Source organism: Ruegeria sp. ABD4_443, from assembly GCF_056160865.1.
On the sequence record NZ_JBSWYA010000007.1, the window covers coordinates 1 to 17857 of the forward strand.

Below are 17857 nucleotides of genomic sequence, written 5' to 3' on the forward strand. Positions count from 1 at the left end.
TCCCCGCAACCAAATCCCAAAAAAACCGTTCGATCTACAAACAGTACACTGAACTGTTTGCTTAACGATCAAACCTCAGCAGGCTCATAACACTATGGCCACTGCGCCAAAACATCCGGCAAAAAACATCGGCTCGGAACGCCCGCCGGACCCCCCAGAGTTTCGCAAGGAGATGAGGGCTGCCCCCTTTGGCCCAAGCGCCGAGGTCAGACATTCGTCAGGTGTCAGGCCGTGCGTCGTTGCACAGGCCGGTGCGGTGGCAACAGCCAAGCTGCAGTAAAGAACTCGCTGAACCTGAACAAAATACGCCCGCCAGTAAACTGCCGGGCGTATCAGTTGTTTCGCGTGGGTTATTTAGAATGTCGCGGTTACAAACAGGCTGATGTTACGGCCGGCGGCCGGGATTTGGTCATTGGCGCGATAGGACTTGTCCAGAATATTGTTCAGTTCCAGGTTCAACTTTGCATTCTCGGTCAGGTCCATGCTGCCGCGGAAGTTGAGCGTGGTCCAGCCCGATGTCGGGTTGAGGCCGGTCGAGGTGCCAGTATCCACCACATCGCCGGTCTCATCCACAAGGCGCGAGGAGCTTTCGCCGCGCAGGAACACATCCCATGTGCCGCCGTAATTGGCCGTTTGCCAGTCGGACCGCACACCCAGCGTTCCGGTCCATTCGGGTGTTCCGCTGTCTTTGGTTGAGAACCCGTTTGCGTAAGTAAGCTCGCGCGTGACATTCGAGAGGATCACATAGGGGCGCACGCCGCCCCAACCCGGATCAAACTCGGCCGCAATTTCAAAGCCCCAACTGTCTGCGTTGTCGACGTTGTCGTAGATCAGCTGCCCCGGGTTCGAAGGGTCTGCAACCGTGGTGATATAGTCCTTGGCCTCGGTATAGAAAATTGCCGCATCCAGAACGACGTTTCCACCGTCAAAGCGCCCACCGATCTCGTAGTTCGTGGCTGTTTCCGGCTTCAGGTCCGGATTGCCATTGACTGTCTGACCCCCGGCGGTCGTTGTCAGGAACAGCTCGGACAGCGACGGATAGGTATAGCCCTGCGAGATATTGGCGCGCAGGATGGCCTGTTCCGACAGGTTGTACACCAGACCTGCCGAGCCCAACCAGCGGCCGTCGCTGTTGGCCTGGGTCGGCTGGCTGACGCCGTCGACCGTAAATTCATCAAGGTCGCTGTCCACGCTGTAATAGCGCGCGCCCACCGTAGCCGTGAAATCACCAAGGCTTGCCTCGTGCTGGCCATAGACGCTGTAGGTCCTGATCGATGCGTCCACGTATCTCAGCGTTGTCTGCGCCGGCACAAATGGGCTGGCAAAAGACGTGATACTGGTCTTGTCAGTTTCAAGCCGGTCGTCCTCATACTCAAAACCCAGAACCGAGCGATGCCCCGGCGCGAATTCGAAATTCGCTGTTGCGAGAAACCCTTTGGTGGTTTGATCGTCATCCGACAGCGCCACGACGTTATTCGGCGCGAATGGTGACGGCGCCACGATGTCGAACGAGCTTTCGAACTCGCGATCCACCTTTTGCTGATAGGCGCTGAATTTCAGCATCGACATCCACGGGGTCAGATCTTCGCCCTCGTAAAACGCGCTGTATTTGCGCAGGTCGCGCTTGGGCAGGTTGATGCGCGCGCTTGGGTCGCCGGTATACACTTCGGTAGAGGCGTCATAATCCTGCACGCGGAAGCCCACGTAACTCTGGCCGAAATCATATCCCACAAACCCAAGCAGGCCACGGTCATCACTGCTTGAAGGCACAAGATCACCATCAGGGGTTTCACGATCCCCAAGATCGGATTCCGAATAAGACAACCGGTAGTCAAAATTTTCGTAAGTACCCGCCGCGCTGAGCGCCGCGCGATATCCGTTGTTGGCGCCGATGTACCCCACGGTTCCCGAAACTTCGAGCGGCTTGTCGGCACCGCGTTTCGTGATGATGTTCACCACCCCGCCAATGGCGCGGTTGCCCGAAACGACCGAAGACGGGCCACGCACGATTTCGATCCGTTCAATCTCGGTCGGTGAGATCAGCAATGGCGTGCCATAGCGGTTGTGATCCGACAGGCGCTGGCCATCCAGCAGGATAGCGACACGTTGCGAATCCTCACCCCGGATGCGGATACGGTTCAGGTCGTTCTCGGATACCTGGATGCCCGGGACATCCGACAGCAGATTGGCAACCGAGGTCGGGGGGATTTCGCTGATCTGTTCTGCATCAACCACAGTGACCGAGCCGGGGCTTTGGAACACCTCAGTTGGAATGCCGGTGCCGGTGACGATGACATCACCCAAATGGATAGCGTCGTCATCCGCCTCCTGTGCCAGCAAGGGCGTTGCGACGCAGAGCGCGCCGACTAAGGCGGTAGACCGCTTGAGCATTGATTTCATTGAAACCCCCAGAAGATTTTTGGATGCACCTAACGCTGCACCGCGCCCGATTTGAGCGTTGACTGTTTGCTACCTTGCTGTCTGCTGGGTTTGGTGTTGGCCGTTATACACTGAGTTATGACAACATGCCGATGCCTTCGGTCCTTATTGGACCTGACTCTCAAATACCACAGTATTTTTGTCGGAAAATGAATGCGTGCTCTTGATGCCACAGGCCCAAGCCTGTAGGCCCGGAGTACATGCAAATTTAGATTGTGCATAGCCAGGCCGGTTTCAGCCCCAGCAAGTTGCGCGCTTTGACAGCTGAGTTGGAGACGACCATGGCACACCCGACCCCTTCCGAAATCCGTGCGGCCCAGCAGGATAACCCAAAGATGCGTCCGCGCGATCTGGCTGACAAGCTGGGTATTTCCGAGGCGCAGTTGGTCGCGGCCAATGTCGGCGCGGATGTGGTGCGCATCACAGCCGTTATGGACGACTTGATGCCGCTGGTGACCCGCCTGGGCGAGGTGATGGCCCTGACCCGGAATGAAAGCTGCGTGATTGAAAAGGTTGGTATCTACGATGACTATCGTGGCGGCCCCCATGCCGCGCTTGTCGTCAATCATGAAATCGATCTTCGGATGTTCCCGAAACACTGGGTGCACGCTTTCGCGGTTGCCAAAAAGACTGAGGATGGCACCAAGCGCCTGTCGATCCAGGTATTCGACGCCGCAGGAGATGCCGTGCACAAGATTTTCTTGCGGGAGTCTTCGGTGATCGAAGAATGGGACCGTTTGGTCGAGACCCTGAAGCTGCCCGACCAGTCCGAAACTGTATCTGTCGAACCCCGGGCCGCAGTTGAACCGGCAAAGACCGACCCCGCCAAGTTGGACACCCTGCGTGCCGGTTGGGACGAGATCACCGACACGCACCAGTTCCTGCAGATGGTGCGCAAGCTGAAACTGAACCGGCTGGGGGCCTATCGCATGGCCGGTGCGCCTTATGTGCGGCCTCTGGCGGTGTCGGCGGTGGATACGATCCTTCACCGCGCAGCAGAATCCAGCCTGCCGATCATGGTGTTCGTGGGCAATCAGGGGTGTATCGAGATTCACACCGGCCCGGCCAAAAAGATCAAGCAGATGGGACCGTGGCTGAATGTTTTTGATCCCGGTTTCAATCTGCATCTGCGCTCTGATCACATTGCCGAGGTCTGGCAGGCCACCAAGGCCACCCGCCGGGGCGATGCAATTTCAGTCGAGGCCTTTGATGCGCAGGGGGCCCTGATCCTGCAAATCTTTGGTGTTCTGGCCGAGCCGGAAGCGGCGGCAAAATGGAATGACCTGGTTTGGTCGCTCGACGACCTGCCAGCCGAGGTTTCGGCATGAAACGACTGCTCGTGATATTCGGCCTTGCGGTGCTGGCTGGCGCATCATTGAGCGCGGAGCCAGCGCAACGGATCGTTTCGGTTGGTGGCTCGATTACCGAAATCGTCTATGCGCTGGGGCAGGAACACCGTCTGGTGGCACGCGACAGCACGTCGAACCATCCGGCCGCCGTCAACGAATTGCCCAACGTGGGATATGTGCGTCGCTTGTCCGCCGAGGGGCTTTTGTCGGTCAATCCCGATATGATTCTGGCCGAACAGGGGGCAGGCCCGCCGGAAACGCTTGAGGTTCTGGCCGAAACGCAGATTCCGCTGATCAACATCCCGATGGGTCATGACCGCGATGCGGTCGTCGCCAAGATCCGCGCCGTTGCAGCCGCGCTTGAAGTGCCGGAGCAGGGTGAGGAACTGGCCGCCCAGGTGGCTTCTGCCATCGACGCCGCCACGTCGCAAAGTGGTCTGGCCAACAGGCGCGTACTGTTTATCCTGTCGCTTCAGGGCGGGCGCGTTCTGGCGGGTGGCGCGAACACTGCGGCGCAGGGCATGATCGAAATGGCCGGGGCCACCAACGCGGTCGGGGGCTTTGAGGGATACAAACTGCTTGGCGACGAGGCGGTCATCACCGCAGCCCCCGATGTCATCCTGATGATGGAGGTCGGGCGCGCAGTCTCTGTGACGGATCAAGAGGTCCTGTCGCATCCCGCTATCGCCGCCACGCCCGCCGGGCAGAACCGGGACATTCTGCGCATGGACGGAATGCTGTTGCTGGGTTTCTCGGTGCGCACGGGACAGGCGATCACTGATCTGGCCGCCGGGTTGCGCGGTGCCAATGGGTGATCAGATTGCGGGCGTCGTCGTGGATGGTGACCGCAGCGTCACGGCCCGGCGGCTGACATGGGTTCTGCTGATCCTGCTTGGCGCATCGGCGATTGCCGGGCTGGCCATCGGGGCGGCCGGTACGTCCTTATGGCAAGCCCTTTCGGACCTGCTGAACGGCAAAGCGTTGAGCCTGCGCGACCGCGTTGTGCTGCTGGATATCCGCGCGCCGCGCGTGGTCATGGGATGTCTGGTGGGCGCGGCATTGGCGGTGTCCGGCGCAGTGCTGCAGGGCCTGTTTCGCAATCCGCTGGCCGATCCGGGTATTGTCGGGGTCAGCGCCGGGGCCAGTCTGGGTGCGGTCTGTGCGATTGTTCTGGGTGGTGCGCTGTCATTCGCCGCTGCGTTCGCCACATGGCTGGTTCCCGTTGCAGCGTTTGTTGGCGCATGGATCACGACGATCCTGCTTTACCGGGTTGCAACGCGGCGCGGACGAACCTCTGTCGCGACCATGCTGCTGGCCGGGATTGCATTGACGGCGCTGGCGATGGCGCTGACCGGCATTCTTGTCTACATGGCGGACGATGCACAGCTGCGCGATTTCACCTTCTGGTCGATGGGCTCTTTGGCTGGCAGCAGTTGGGGCAAGATCACCATCGCCGGACCCATCATTGTCGTCCCGTTGCTGATGTCCCCGCTGCTGGCCCTTGGCCTGAACGGGCTATCGCTGGGAGAGGCCGCAGCCGGGCATATCGGCATTCCGGTCCAGCGTCTCAAGGCCAGCGCCGTGCTGATTGTCGCCGCGGCAACCGGAGCTGCAGTGGCCGTCAGCGGCGGCATCGGCTTTGTCGGCATTGTCGTGCCGCATCTGTTGCGGCTGGCGTCCGGGCCGGACCATCGTTACCTACTGATCAATTCCGCGCTGCTGGGTGCCGCGCTTCTGGTGCTGGCCGATTTGATTGGCAGGGTGATCATCGCGCCGTCCGAGCTACCTATCGGGATCGTCACCGCCGTGATCGGTGCGCCATTTTTCCTGTGGATTTTGCTGCGCCAGCGCGGGATCGTGGATCTATAAGATGATGCTGGCCGCCAACCACCTCTCGGTCCGATTGGGGCGTCGCTCGATCCTGCGTGATCTGTCATTGCGGGCCATGGCCGGGCAGGTGACTGCCATTGTCGGACCGTCTGGCGCAGGCAAATCCACGCTGCTGGCGGCGCTGACTGGCGATATCGATTATTCAGGATCCGTAACGTTGGACAAACGCGATCTGGCACAGGCCAGCGTGGCCGAGCTTGCTGATCTGCGTGCCGTATTACCCCAGGCCACACCGATGAGTTTTCCCTTTACGGTTTTGGAAGTGGTCCGCATGGGGCGTCTGCGCCGGGCAAATGATGACCGGGTCGCGGCCCGAGCGTTGGAACGGGTCGGGCTGACCGGGTTTGAAGGCCGCTTTTACCAGGAACTGTCGGGCGGTGAGCAGCAACGCGTGCAACTGGCCCGCGTCCTTTTGCAGGTGTGGGAGCCGGTTGGACCACAAGGCCCGCGCTGGCTGTTTTTGGATGAACCTGTCTCGAGTCTCGATATCGGCCATCAGTTGCAGGTCATGCAGATCATCCGACAGTTTGCAGCCCAGGGTGGTGGCGTGGTGATGGTGATGCACGATCTGAACTTGACCTCAATGTGCGCCGACAACGTTATCCTGATGGCAGATGGCGGGCTGCTGCATCAGGGCGCGCCGCAAGAAACCCTGCGGGACGATCTGCTTAGCCGTGCCTATGGTTGCCGGATTGCGGTCAATCGTACCCCCGAGACCGGCGTCTACCTGCTGCCGCAGGTCGCAATGGCCGCGAATTGACCGCCCATACAGACGTGAAGTCTCAAAGTGACATTAGCAATCATGTTTCAAGATCAAAGACCCCTTGACTCCGCATGCAAATAGCCGACTAAAAGGATCGGAATAAAATTTCCGATTATTTCTATCGGATATCAGAGGAGTCCCCATGCCGAAGTCCAAGCTCAAACTCACCACAGCACTTGTTGTCGCGTCCTTTTTGGGGGGCGCAGCGGTTGCTGAGCAGGCCTATGGCCCATTCCCGGTGACCGTCAAAGGCTATGAAGGCGACAAAACCGATTCCGTTTCTTACTCGGGTCAGATCGCGCGTCACGTTCTGCATGACAGCCTGAAAAAGGCAGCAGGCAAAGGCGACGGGGGCAACAACGCCGCGGATGTCGAGGCGCTGATGCTGGCCTATTTCAACGGGTCCGAAGAAGACCTTGCCATCATCGCCCCGGTCTCGAAAGACGGCTTTCCGGTCAAGCAGTCGACTGTGAACGAAATTTCCAAGGGCAAGAATATATCGGGTAAGTTCTATAACGGCGCCATGCCTGCTTGGCCGGGCAACCAATCCGGTGTCGATGTTGCATTGCAGATGATCAAACTCGCTGCTGCATCTGAGCAGGGTTATGATCCCGTCAACGGTATGGACTGGGGTCAGCTGATCTCGAAATTCACGCTGGGCGCGATGGCGTATAACCAGGCGGTCGACAACTATCTCGACGAGAAACTGGAAGCCGACAACAAGCCCAATGACAAGCCCTATTCCGAGGGCGCGCATTACACAGGCAAAGAGCACAGCTGGGACGAGGCGTTCGGTTACTTTGGTGCCGCGGCACATTCGGCCAGCCTGTCGCCCGAGCAGAACTACGCTGTATCCAAGCAGAAGGATCTGGCTGCTGCGGATGCGAATGGTGACGGTGTGATCGACCTGAAGACCGAGTTTGTCTTTGGTCCGGCCTACTATGCCGCTGGTGCTGACAAAGGTGGCAACAAGAACACCCAGTACATGACCACCATCTTCAACGCCTTCCGCGACGGACGTGCGCTGATCGCGTCGGCCAATGGCGAGGCGCTGACCGACGCGCAGCGTGCCGAGCTGAAGAACTATGCCGACATCATTGAAACCAACTGGGAAAAGACGCTGGCCGAAGCCACGTTTAAATATGCCGGTTCGGTCTACAAGGATATCGACAAGGTCAAATCCGGCGAAGACACTGACAAGGCGCTGCGCAACTATGCAAAGCACTGGGGTGAGCTCAAGGGATTCTCGATGGCTCTGCAGTCGGGCAAGAACAACCTGGGTGCGACCGCAATCGACATGAACTGGCTTATCGGCTTTGGTCCGGCGATGCCCGATGGTCTGATGGTTTCGGATATCGACGCGGATGGCAACTTTGTCCGGGGTCGTGAGATGACGTTGGATGACTATCAGGTCAACATGTTGAAGGTTCAAAAGCTGCTGATCGACACGTTCGGCATCGAAAGCCGCGCGAATGATGCGACGGCAGATCTGGCGGCATTGGCTGACAAGCTGGGAACAAACGAATCCGCCGAAAGCGACTGATTTTGGTTCGTGCCTGGAACCCGGCGGTGCCCTATCGCGTCGCCGGGTTGTTCGAAAGCTGAGACTTGGAATTTCTGGACCAAATAAACGCAGTCTTTGCCGACTTTTCCAACCCGAAGAAGCGCATCTTCGTCGGGTACCTGTTCTTGACGGTCCTGATTGCGCTGGTTTGGGTGGTTGCGGTCCGCCGGTCTTCGATCCGGACCGCACTGCACGAGGTTTTTGACCGCAAGGTGTTGTTCTCGGCCTCCGCGAAAGCGGATTACAAGATTTTCGTGATCAACCGCGTGTTCACGATGTTCATCTCGCCGCTGCTGGTATCCCAACTGGTGATCGCGACGGCGCTGTACTATGCGCTTCACGATATCGAGTTTCTGCAGCGTGGCCTGCTTGCAGACATGCCACAGGGTGTGATCGTGGCGCTTTTCACGGTGTCGATCTTCATGGTGGATGATTTCACCAAATATCTGGTGCATCGCTGGATGCATCGCTGGCCGCTGCTTTGGGCCATCCACAAAGTCCACCATTCTGCCGAGACAATGACGCCGATCACCGTCTATCGCGTTCATCCACTCGAAGGTATTCTTTATGGTCTGCGAGCCGCCGTGGCTCAGGGCACGACGATGGCAGCATTCCTGTTTTTCTTCGGCAATGCGGTCGATCTCTATACGGTGATCGGCGTCAACATCCTGTCCTTTGTGTTCCATGTCACCGGATCGAACCTGCGCCACTCGCATATCTCGATCCGTTACTGGCCGTGGTTAGAGCATCTGCTGATCTCTCCGGCGCAACATCAGGTGCATCATTCGATCGCACATGAGCATCACGACAAGAACTTTGGTGTCGCCTTTGCCGTCTGGGACTGGCTTTTCGGCTCGCTGCACCTGTCCGAGGCCGACCGGGATCTGACCTTTGGCCTGCCCCCATCACAGGCACATCCGTCGCGATTGCTCGATATCTATTTTCGGCCGTTTGCAGATATGGGGCGTTACCTCCGACGCCGTGCGCACCGGCTGCGCGGCATGGTGCTGAATTCACCTCGCCAGCCAGATGCGGACGGCAAAGCTGGTTTTTCGAAGCAACGCTTGTGAGGGATAAGACCGTGACAGCCGTACTCAGCGATCATGAGCAGGTGCAGATTCTGACCCACCTTGCGGCGTTCTACCCGGCTGCGACAGGTATTCCGGCCTCATTCGGGGAAGAGATCAATCTGGTATTTTCCAACACATTGGCGGCGCTGAAAGAACGGGGATTGGTCGATTATGAAGCCAACGGCACGGCCGCGCTGCCCGTAGCCGTCGCCATCACCAGCACCGGCATGGCGTTTCTGAACCGAAATACCTCAGAGCCCGAACTTCGTCATCTCGACAACCCCGGCTAACTCGGCCATAGCCTGCATAGGAAACCAGCCGCAGACCCCGGTCGCGCCAGCGAGTTTGAAGACATGAGCAAGAAAGTCCCGTCGCCCTGTATTGATGTGTGCAAGTTCCGTCGCGAGGGGCACTGTATCGGCTGTTCGATGACCAAGAGCCAGAAGAAGCTGTTCAAATCCATCAAGCGACCGGACCACCAAGAGGCGTTTGTCACCATGCTGATGGGTCAGCAGTCGGCGATGGGCCGGTACACGCATTGGGCACCGGCCTATCTCAAAAAGCTCAAGAAAAAGAAGGCCAAGGTGAAATTCACCCTGCCGGGTTAACTCAGCCCAGGTGAGAGCGCAGGAACCAGGCGAATTTCTCGTGCGTCTGGCCGCGGCTGATGCACAGATCTTCGGTAAGTGTATCGCCATGGCTGGCGGCCAGTTCGCCAGCGCCTGCCAGCGTCGAGGCCAGCGTCTCTTGCGCATCCAGCATCATCTTGATCATTTCCTTGTCCGACGCGGTGCCGTCAAACTCATTGACCTTCGAACGCTTCAGCATCCCCGCCAGCGTTCCCTCGGCGTGGGCGTCCAGCGCCTTTACGCGTTCGGCCAGATCGTCTTGCGCAACAAAATGATCCTCATAGATTTTTTGGAACAGGTCATGCAGCGGCCCAAAGGCCATGCCGGTCACATTCCAATGAAAATTCTGTGCCAGCATTGTCGTTACTGCTGTTTCGGCAACGGATTGGTTCAGGGCGTCCGCGATTGCGGCGCGGGAATCGGTTGTCAGATCAATAGCTGTTTGGGTCATAGATTCACCTTGGTTAACAAGTTCTCGCCTGCGTCAAAACAGGGGCATGGTCCATATTTAGCGGATCAACCGCGCTTGCCAAGAGGTTTTTAGAATAATTCTAAACCCAATGAAATTCCTCGGAAATTGAACGGATTAGAAAGGTCAGATTCCGCTGGGTATAGCGCGGCACCCGCGACTGAATAAGAAAGCGAAAACTGTCATCGTCTTCGCGCTCGATCGCTTCGAAAAGACGGCCCAGCCATGCCTCGTCAAAGGACAACTCAACCGTGCCGGGGCGGAAAAACACGGGCCGTTTGTCGACCGCTTGTCTGAAGCCGCGCATCAAAGTCTCGACATGTCGCATCTGCGCATCTGCCGGGTCGGCCAGAAGCAGCGCGCAGGCCTGATCCAGATCCACCCGCGCCGCCGACCGACAGTGCAATGCCACCAGCCGCAGATGGTTGATGATCCAAATCGACCGTTCCGAAACCTGCGGAAGAATGGGCGCGACAGGGCGCTGGGAATGAAGTTTTCTGACTGCCTGCATAGGGGACCCGATCAATGCTCTTGGGCAACGACATAGGCACCCAGATTAAAGTTGACAATAGTAGTAAGGTAATTGTGAGGCAAGTCAGGAAAGCGTCGCTGCGACCGAGTGGCGCGCGGCGATTTTCGGTTTGATTTTGACGACCTTGCGCCTGATTGCGTGACACTGGCCTTGCGCGGTCAGGCGCGGATTTACGCGAATTTAATCTGCTCTTTCCTTTATCGCTTTTGAGGCTGGGGCCCTGTGATTACCCAAGTGCAGCAGAGTGTCCGCCTTTGCCGCGGTGATGTTCGTCGCGGACGCAGCACCGCATGATTGTGCCTCGTGCAAGGTTCGGGATGCCCGGTTTTTTCCCGCTGCGCGTGGATGTTGTATCAATAGCACCGCGCTTGTGGCAGTCTGTGTCACACTTGAGGGAATTTGAGAAATCGGAGGGGCACATGGAGATTCGAACCACGAGTGGGCGCGGTCGTCTGTACGACAGCGTCTTGGATACGGTCGGCGACACGCCGTGCATTCGTATCAATAACATCGCGCCAGCCGGGGTGACGGTTTACGTCAAGTTTGAAGCCTTCAATCCCGCTGGCTCAGTTAAGGATCGTCTTGCACTGAACATCATCGAAGCTGCCGAAAGAGATGGGCGGCTGAAGCCCGGGCAAACGGTTGTCGAGGCGACCTCGGGCAATACCGGGATTGGTCTGGCTATGGTCTGCGCGGCAAAGGGCTATCCTCTGGTGGTCACAATGGCCGACAGCTTCTCGGTCGAGCGCCGCCGATTGATGCGTTTCCTGGGGGCCAAGGTGGTACTCACCCCTCGTGCTCTCAAAGGTTTCGGGATGTACTCCAAGGCAAAGGAACTGGCCGAAGCAAATGGTTGGTTTCTGGCAAGCCAGTTCGAGACAAGCGCCAATGCCGACATCCACGAAGCCACCACGGCGCGGGAAATACTGAGCGATTTCGAAGGAGAGCGATTGGATTACTGGGTCACCGGTTATGGAACGGGCGGCACGGTTTCGGGCGTGTCGCGTGTGCTGAAACGGGATCGCCGTGACACCAAGATCATCCTGACCGAACCCGCAAACGCAGCGATTGTTGGGTCTGGTTACGTGAATACCCGCAATGAGGCCAATCAGCCCACTGAAAGCCACCCGACCTTCGAACCGCATCCCATTCAAGGCTGGACGCCGGACTTTATCCCTTATGTGCTCCAGGAAACTCTGGACAATGCGTATTATGACGAATTGCTTCCTGTTGCCGGTGCAGAAGGGATCGCGTGGTCCAAACGTCTTGCAGCAGAAGAGGGGATATTCACCGGGATTTCCGGGGGGTCCACCTTTGCGGTCGCCATGCAAGTTGCCGAAAGCGCCCCGGATGGATCGGTTATGCTCGTGATGCTACCTGATACAGGCGAGCGCTATCTTTCGACCCCGCTGTTCGAGGGCATTGCCGAGGATATGACAGACGAGGAACGCGCGATTTCCATGTCGACGCCAACCGCGCAAATGGCAGGCGAATGAGCCCGCTTTGATTGCATCACCGATGCATGTTTGCCAGCGCTTGAGTTGCGGCCAAGACGCGGCCCGGAACATGGTGTCAAGCAGGTGGTCAATAGTCTGTGGCCGGATTTCCTTGGGATCCGGTTGCAGCAATTGGTCCTTGAAACCCGCGGGCGCACGGGCTTCGAAAACTTCCCGCGGTGTGATCAGACGGGGTCTTTTGAACGCTGTCGTCATCATTCTGGCAATTGGTCTGGCGGCGTCCAAGGCCCGTTCGGACGAGGTGACGGCAAATGCGCAGGCACCGGCGACACAAGCAGTGATAAGCGGCTGGGCGGATGCAAAAGACATCTTGGATCGTCGCTGTGTCGTGTGCCACAGCTGTTATGACGCGCCTTGCCAATTAAAGTTGACGTCGCCCGCCGGCGTGCTGCGCGGGGCAAGCAAACAGGTGGTTTACCATACCCAGCGGTTGCACGATGCGCCCCCGACCAGGTTGGGCGTTGACGCCACGACCGTGCCGGAATGGCGTGGCTTGGGTTTCTTTTCCGTCTTGCGCGACCCGGCGCAATCTGAGGCCTCCCCCGGTTTGCTTGAAAGCTATCTGACATTGGGGCGCGGGACTGTCCTGCCAGAGGGTCAGCCTGTCCCGCGGAACCTGGCGCTTGGAACTGACCATGCGTTGGCCTGCCCGACACCGGCCGAGTTCGGCGGGGTTGGCAAAAGCAACCCAAAGGCGGGTATGCCTTATGCAACCGCGCCGCTGACCGATGGCGAATACGAGGTTCTGATGTCCTGGGCGAAAAAGGCCGGTGCCACGGTGCCAGCCGCCCCGGCGCTGCCAGCCGCCCCGGCGCTGCCAGCCACCGTGGCGGCACAGGTCGATGCCTGGGAGGCCTATCTGAACAGATCATCGTCGCGGCACCAGCTGGTCAGCCGGTATCTATATGAACATCTGTTCCTGGCCCGGTTTCATTTTGACGGCGATGATCCGCGCCGCTTTTTCCGGCTGGTCCGATCCAGGACCCCGCCGCGCCAGCCGGTCGAAATCATCGCCACCCGGCGGCCATTTGATGACCCTGGCGGGACCCCGTTCTATTATCGCCTGCAACCCGTTAACGAAACCATTGTTCACAAAGAGCACTTGGTCTACCCGCTGGGACCCGACCGTATGGCGCGGTTCAACGCGGTGTTTTTCGAACCCGGCTGGTCGGTTTCCGAACTTCCGCCATATGGAACGTCCGAAGGGGGCAACCCGTTCAGCACCTTTGCGGCGATACCCGCCAGAAGCCGCTATCAGTTCTTGCTGGATGACGCGTTGTTCTTTGTTCGAAGCTTTATCCGGGGGCCGGTCTGTCACGGGGAAACGGCGGTCGATGTGATCGAAGATCGGTTCTGGGTCAGCTTTCTGGACCCGGACGCCGATCTTTCGGTCACGAATCCGGATTTTCTTGCCCAAGCGGCCGTTTATCTGGACCTTCCGGTTTCGGTCAGCGATGCCGGGTTGAGCGGGGATCTTCAGACGTTTGCACACAAGAACCAGGCGCGGTACCTGGCGTTCCGCGACGAGATGTATCGCAACAGCCCTGCGCACCGCACCGGCTTGGGCTATGATGCCATTTGGGATGGCGGCGGAACCAACGACAATGCGCTGATCACGGTTTTCCGGCATTTCGACAACGCCTCGGCCATGACCGGATTTCACGGGGGTGTCCCTGAAACCGCATGGGTCATCGACTTTCCGGTGTTCGAGCGGATCTATTATGATCTGGTTGCGGGATATGACGTTTTCGGGCGTGTCGAGCATCAATTGTCGACGCGCCTCTATATGGACGAGTTGCGCATGGAGGCTGAGGATATCTTTTTGACCTTCATGCCGCAGGATATTCGTGGGCGGATGCATCAAGGCTGGTACCGGGGCGTTCTGGCCGAGTTGCATACCTATTGGCATCGCCGGAGGGTCGACGACACGTTTCCTGCGGGGATCGCGTTTGAAACGACCAACCCCAAACAGGAATTCCTGCTGGCGCTTTTGCAACGCGGCAAGGGGCTGTGGGCAACCGACGATCCGATCAACCGATGTGCCGCCGCAGCCTGTGCGCAGGATCGCGTCGGGTCTGCGGTGACCGCTTTGCGGGATATCGCCGACAAAAGCGGCGATTGGGTCAGGTTCCTGCCCGATCTCTCGCTTTTGTTGGTCGAGACGGACGATGGCCCTGACATCTTTACCCTTGTCCATGACAAGGCGCACAGCAATGTCGCGTTCCTGTTCGACGAAACAGCGCGTCGCGAACCCGAGGCGGATGTTCTGACAATTGTTCCGGGCCTGATCGGCAGTTACCCGAACTTTTTCTTTGTGGTCCAGAACGCACGCGTACACGCCTTTGTGCAGGCGGTAACGGATGTCGGGTCGCAGGATGACTTTGTTGCGTTGGTGGCCGAATTCGGGGTGCGACGCACCAGTGCGGATTTCTGGGCGACAAGCGACCGCGTTCGCGAAGCGTTCTTGCAGCAAGACCCGATTCAGGCCGGTGTTCTGGACCTTAACCGGTACAAGGATCCCAAGCCGGGCGACCGGCCTGAATGACGTGACGCGCCAGCGCCGGACGCAGCGATCGGCCCGTCAGGCTTGCCGCGTGCCCGGCGTGTGCCTAGATTTCAAGGATGTGGTCATTTGCACATATCCGCCCGGCCTACAGCCGGGCCGAACGGGTCAGCGACGGGGCCGTGCATGTCCTGGGCATCACAATGGCGCTGTTTGCGGTTCCCGCATTGATCGTGTCCACGGCGGTCTATCACCCTGGGTCCGGTGCCGTGCTGGGCGCGTCGGTCTATGGCGTGACCCTGGTGCTGATGCTGACGTTTTCAGCCCTCTACAACATGGTGGACAGCGACCGCTGGACGGCGCATCTGCGGCGGCTGGACCATTCCGGTATCTATGTAAAGATTGCCGGAACCTATACGCCTTTTCTGCTGGTTCCGGGCACGCAGGCGCCGGGGCTGCTGGTGGGGCTTTGGTCATCGGCAACCCTTGGCGTGGTGCTAAAGACAATCGACCCCGACCGGTTCCGGTGGCTGGGGCTGGTGCTGTACCTGATGATGGGGTGGGCCGTGGTTTGGGCGGGTCAGCCCATGCTGGCCGAGCTGTCCCGGACGGTCGTGATCCTGATGATCGCGGGTGGGGTCGTTTATACGGCAGGCGTCGCCTTTTACCTTCTTGAATGGCTACCCTTTCACAACACCATCTGGCATGTTTTCGTGCTGGCAGGGACAGTTTTGTTCTTTTTCGCAGTCTCGACACACATCATGGGGCTGCCGGCAGACCCCGCCTGAGCGCTGCCTGATAATCCCGGCCCGTGCTTGCCCGCGGGGTTACAGAACCTTGCGGATACGAGAGATCGCTTCCAGGATGTTCTCGGTCGAATTGGCATAGGAAAAGCGGACGTAACCTTCGCCGAAGGCGCCAAAGGACGTGCCCGCAACGGTGGCGACCCCGGCCTGGTCAAGGAACAGGTTCTGGACCTCCGCTGAGCTCATCCCGGTGCCGGAAATGTTTGGGAACGCATAGAATGCGCCCGCCGCATCGGTGCAGGTGACGCCGGGCAGGCTGTTCAGTTCGCGCACGATCACCTGACGGCGTGCGTCGAATTCCTGGACCATGTCGCGGACCGCGTCCTGCGGACCTTCGAGCGCCGCGATCCCCGCAAATTGCGTGGCGGCGTTGACGCAGGAATGGTCGTTGATGCACAGCCGGGTCACATGTTCCACCGCATCATCGGGCCACACGGCATAGCCCAGCCGCCAACCTGTCATCGCATAAGTCTTGGACCAGCCATCAAGCATGATCAAACGGTCCCGGATTTCAGGGTATTGCAACAACGAGACATGCTCGCGCCCGCCATACAGCATGTTCGAATAGATCTCGTCCGACATCAGCGCCACATGCGGGTGATCCTGCAACCCGGCCACCAGCTTGTCGATTTCGGCGCGGGGCGTGACGCCGCCGGTCGGGTTCGCGGGCGAGTTGATTATGATCAGGCGCGTGGCAGGCGTGATCTGCGCCAGTACCTCGTCGGCAGAAAAGGCAAAATCGTTTTCTTCTTTCAGCGAAATCGGGACCGGCGTTGCCCCCGAATAGCGGATAACGGATTCATAGATCGGAAAGCCGGGATTGGGGTACATGATCTCGACCCCCGGCTGTCCGAAAAGCAAAACGGCAAAGAACATCGTCGGCTTGCCGCCGGGCACAACCACCACGTTGTCTGGGTTGACCTCGACCCCGTGGCGCCGGTGCAGATCCGCTGCCACGGCCTCGCGCAGGGCAGGGATACCGTTGGCAGGCGTGTATCCGTGATGCCCATCGCGCAGTGCCCTGATCCCGGCTTCGACGATGTGTTCGGGGGTTTGGAAATCGGGCTGCCCGATGCCAAGGTTGATGATGTCCCGACCTTCGGCGGCCAGCGCCTGTGCGCGGGCCAGAATGGTAAATGCCGACTCGGTTCCCAGGCGTGAAAGGCTGTCGGCAAAAATCAATCCGGACATGTTCGTGATTTCCCTGATTTGGCAGTTTGAAACGGCGGGGTTTTTGGTATACCAAAACAGCAATAGTGAATCCGCGCGGAAATGCAAAGCCGTTTGCGCGTGTTTTGTCCCCAGCAGCTGGCCTTGACGCAGGCCAAAGGTCCGGGCGCGCGGTCCGGGAATACCAATTGCCAACGAGCGGAGTAACCAACATGAGCGCCACCTTGATGATCGGCACCTTCAGCGAAACGGACAGCGCAGCCCTGCAAGACACGTTTGACCCGGTTGCGGTTGCATCTCCGTCCGAGATTGCCGGTCTGGACGCCGCCATACGCGACGGCATCAGCGCTGTTGCCTTCAAGGGGCATTCGGCATTCGGGGCGGCGGAAATGGACATGCTGCCCGGTCTGGGCCTGATCGCGAATTACGGCGTGGGCTATGATGCAATCGACGTCGAGGCCGCGACGGCGCGCAATATCCGGGTGACGAACACGCCGGATGTCCTGAACGATGATGTGGCGGACCTTGCCGTGGCGATGTTGCTGGCAACCGGGCGCGAGATGGAGCATGCAAGCGCATGGGCGCGGACCGGCAAGTGGAAAGCGCAAGGCGAATACCCTCTGAACCGCAAGGTTTCGGGCGGCAAGGTCGGCATCGTCGGGCTGGGGCGGATCGGGCGTGAAATCGCGGACCGGCTGGCCGGTTTCAAGATGGATATCCATTATTTCGCGCGGTCCGAGAAAGAAACACCGGGCTGGAGCTATCATTCCGACCCGGTTTCGTTGGCGAGGGCCGTGGACTATCTTGTCGTGGCGCTTGTCGGCGGAAAAGAGACCGAGAATTTCATCTCGGGCGCGGTGATCAATGCGCTTGGCCCGCAGGGGATCGTGGTCAATATCTCGCGCGGGACGACCATTGATGAAGGCGCGTTGCTGGACGCTCTGGAAACCGGCGGTATTGCCGGTGCGGGGCTGGACGTTTTCCTGAACGAGCCCGACATAGATCCCCGCTTTTACGCGCTTGAAAATGTGGTGATCCAACCTCATCAGGGGTCGGGAACCCATGAAACCCGCGCTGCGATGGCGGCCCTGCAACGTGACAACATTGCCGCGTTCCGGCAGGGTGCCGCGCTGAAAACGCCGGTCAACTAGGGCAG

At 59.0% G+C, this 17857-nt stretch carries 16 protein-coding genes; 12 read left to right on the forward strand and 4 right to left on the reverse strand.

Features of this window, described 5'->3' with window-relative positions; genetic code table 11:
* Window positions 1-354 precede the first annotated feature (354 nt).
* Complete coding sequence (locus ACXAG8_RS13880; RefSeq protein WP_475226732.1) at window positions 355-2400, reverse strand: TonB-dependent receptor; 2046 nt, start codon at window positions 2398-2400, stop codon at window positions 355-357.
* 320 nt (window positions 2401-2720) lie between these two features.
* On the opposite strand from ACXAG8_RS13880, the gene ACXAG8_RS13885 reads away from it, so the two are divergent.
* The 8 genes from ACXAG8_RS13885 (at window position 2721) to ACXAG8_RS13920 (ending at window position 9683) form a co-directional block, all read left to right on the forward strand.
* Complete coding sequence (locus tag ACXAG8_RS13885) at window positions 2721-3767, forward strand: hemin-degrading factor (RefSeq protein ID WP_475226738.1); 1047 nt, start codon at window positions 2721-2723, stop codon at window positions 3765-3767.
* Complete coding sequence (locus ACXAG8_RS13890; RefSeq protein WP_475226744.1) at window positions 3764-4603, forward strand: heme/hemin ABC transporter substrate-binding protein; 840 nt, start codon at window positions 3764-3766, stop codon at window positions 4601-4603. The genes ACXAG8_RS13885 and ACXAG8_RS13890 overlap by 4 nt, the downstream gene beginning before the upstream one ends.
* Complete coding sequence (locus ACXAG8_RS13895; protein WP_475226750.1) at window positions 4596-5657, forward strand: FecCD family ABC transporter permease; 1062 nt, start codon at window positions 4596-4598, stop codon at window positions 5655-5657. Before ACXAG8_RS13890 ends, ACXAG8_RS13895 begins: the two co-directional genes overlap by 8 nt.
* Window position 5658: 1 nt before the next feature.
* Window positions 5659-6438, forward strand: a complete 780-nt coding sequence (locus tag ACXAG8_RS13900) for a heme ABC transporter ATP-binding protein (protein ID WP_475226757.1) — start codon at window positions 5659-5661, stop codon at window positions 6436-6438.
* 145 nt (window positions 6439-6583) lie between these two features.
* Window positions 6584-7984, forward strand: a complete 1401-nt coding sequence (locus ACXAG8_RS13905) for a DUF4856 domain-containing protein (protein WP_475226763.1) — start codon at window positions 6584-6586, stop codon at window positions 7982-7984.
* A gap of 65 nt (window positions 7985-8049) precedes the next feature.
* On the forward strand, window positions 8050-9075 hold the full coding sequence (locus ACXAG8_RS13910; protein ID WP_475226772.1) for a sterol desaturase family protein: 1026 nt from the start codon (window positions 8050-8052) through the stop codon (window positions 9073-9075).
* 11 nt (window positions 9076-9086) lie between these two features.
* Window positions 9087-9365, forward strand: coding sequence for a hypothetical protein (locus ACXAG8_RS13915; RefSeq protein WP_475226779.1), 279 nt, complete (start codon window positions 9087-9089; stop codon window positions 9363-9365).
* Window positions 9366-9428: 63 nt separating this feature from the next.
* On the forward strand, window positions 9429-9683 hold the full coding sequence (locus ACXAG8_RS13920; RefSeq protein WP_475226785.1) for a DUF1289 domain-containing protein: 255 nt from the start codon (window positions 9429-9431) through the stop codon (window positions 9681-9683).
* A gap of 1 nt (window position 9684) precedes the next feature.
* Here ACXAG8_RS13920 and ACXAG8_RS13925 read toward each other — a convergent pair whose 3' ends face one another.
* Both ACXAG8_RS13925 and ACXAG8_RS13930 read right to left on the reverse strand, forming a co-directional pair.
* Entirely contained in the window at window positions 9685-10155 is a 471-nt protein-coding gene (locus ACXAG8_RS13925; RefSeq protein ID WP_475226790.1) for a Dps family protein, read from the reverse strand.
* A 100-nt stretch (window positions 10156-10255) separates the two neighbouring features.
* Window positions 10256-10684 carry a hypothetical protein gene (locus ACXAG8_RS13930; RefSeq protein WP_475226794.1) on the reverse strand — a complete coding sequence of 143 codons (429 nt, stop codon included), beginning with the start codon at window positions 10682-10684 and terminating at the stop codon, window positions 10256-10258.
* Window positions 10685-11124: 440 nt separating this feature from the next.
* Between ACXAG8_RS13930 and ACXAG8_RS13935 the strand changes: the two genes are divergently transcribed.
* The 3 genes from ACXAG8_RS13935 to trhA all read left to right on the forward strand — a co-directional run bounded on the left by ACXAG8_RS13935 (window position 11125) and on the right by trhA (window position 15513).
* Window positions 11125-12201, forward strand: a complete 1077-nt coding sequence (locus ACXAG8_RS13935; protein WP_475226797.1) for a PLP-dependent cysteine synthase family protein — start codon at window positions 11125-11127, stop codon at window positions 12199-12201.
* Between the two features lie 181 nt (window positions 12202-12382).
* Window positions 12383-14767, forward strand: a complete 2385-nt coding sequence (locus tag ACXAG8_RS13940) for a fatty acid cis/trans isomerase (RefSeq protein ID WP_475226800.1) — start codon at window positions 12383-12385, stop codon at window positions 14765-14767.
* A gap of 77 nt (window positions 14768-14844) precedes the next feature.
* Window positions 14845-15513: a PAQR family membrane homeostasis protein TrhA gene (gene trhA, locus ACXAG8_RS13945; RefSeq protein ID WP_475226803.1), complete on the forward strand. Its 669-nt coding sequence runs from the start codon at window positions 14845-14847 to the stop codon at window positions 15511-15513.
* A gap of 39 nt (window positions 15514-15552) precedes the next feature.
* Here the strand turns inward: trhA and ACXAG8_RS13950 are convergent, their stop codons facing one another.
* Window positions 15553-16722: a pyridoxal phosphate-dependent aminotransferase gene (locus ACXAG8_RS13950; protein ID WP_475226806.1), complete on the reverse strand. Its 1170-nt coding sequence runs from the start codon at window positions 16720-16722 to the stop codon at window positions 15553-15555.
* Between the two features lie 191 nt (window positions 16723-16913).
* Between ACXAG8_RS13950 and ACXAG8_RS13955 the strand changes: the two genes are divergently transcribed.
* Window positions 16914-17852, forward strand: coding sequence for a 2-hydroxyacid dehydrogenase (locus ACXAG8_RS13955; protein ID WP_475226809.1), 939 nt, complete (start codon window positions 16914-16916; stop codon window positions 17850-17852).
* The last annotated feature ends 5 nt before the right edge of the window (window positions 17853-17857 follow it).

Bases quoted from the DNA above. Each gene is read 5' to 3' on its own strand.
- ACXAG8_RS13880 (WP_475226732.1), bottom strand. From the start codon at position 2,400: ATGAAATCAATGCTCAAGCGGTCTACCGCCTTAGTCGGCGCGCTCTGC.
- ACXAG8_RS13885 (WP_475226738.1), top strand. From the start codon at position 2,721: ATGGCACACCCGACCCCTTCCGAAATCCGTGCGGCCCAGCAGGATAAC.
- ACXAG8_RS13890 (WP_475226744.1), top strand. From the start codon at position 3,764: ATGAAACGACTGCTCGTGATATTCGGCCTTGCGGTGCTGGCTGGCGCA.
- ACXAG8_RS13895 (WP_475226750.1), top strand. From the start codon at position 4,596: ATGGGTGATCAGATTGCGGGCGTCGTCGTGGATGGTGACCGCAGCGTC.
- ACXAG8_RS13900 (WP_475226757.1), top strand. From the start codon at position 5,659: ATGATGCTGGCCGCCAACCACCTCTCGGTCCGATTGGGGCGTCGCTCG.
- ACXAG8_RS13905 (WP_475226763.1), top strand. From the start codon at position 6,584: ATGCCGAAGTCCAAGCTCAAACTCACCACAGCACTTGTTGTCGCGTCC.
- ACXAG8_RS13920 (WP_475226785.1), top strand. From the start codon at position 9,429: ATGAGCAAGAAAGTCCCGTCGCCCTGTATTGATGTGTGCAAGTTCCGT.
- ACXAG8_RS13925 (WP_475226790.1), bottom strand. From the start codon at position 10,155: ATGACCCAAACAGCTATTGATCTGACAACCGATTCCCGCGCCGCAATC.
- ACXAG8_RS13930 (WP_475226794.1), bottom strand. From the start codon at position 10,684: ATGCAGGCAGTCAGAAAACTTCATTCCCAGCGCCCTGTCGCGCCCATT.
- ACXAG8_RS13935 (WP_475226797.1), top strand. From the start codon at position 11,125: ATGGAGATTCGAACCACGAGTGGGCGCGGTCGTCTGTACGACAGCGTC.
- trhA (WP_475226803.1), top strand. From the start codon at position 14,845: ATGTGGTCATTTGCACATATCCGCCCGGCCTACAGCCGGGCCGAACGG.
- ACXAG8_RS13950 (WP_475226806.1), bottom strand. From the start codon at position 16,722: ATGTCCGGATTGATTTTTGCCGACAGCCTTTCACGCCTGGGAACCGAG.
- ACXAG8_RS13955 (WP_475226809.1), top strand. From the start codon at position 16,914: ATGAGCGCCACCTTGATGATCGGCACCTTCAGCGAAACGGACAGCGCA.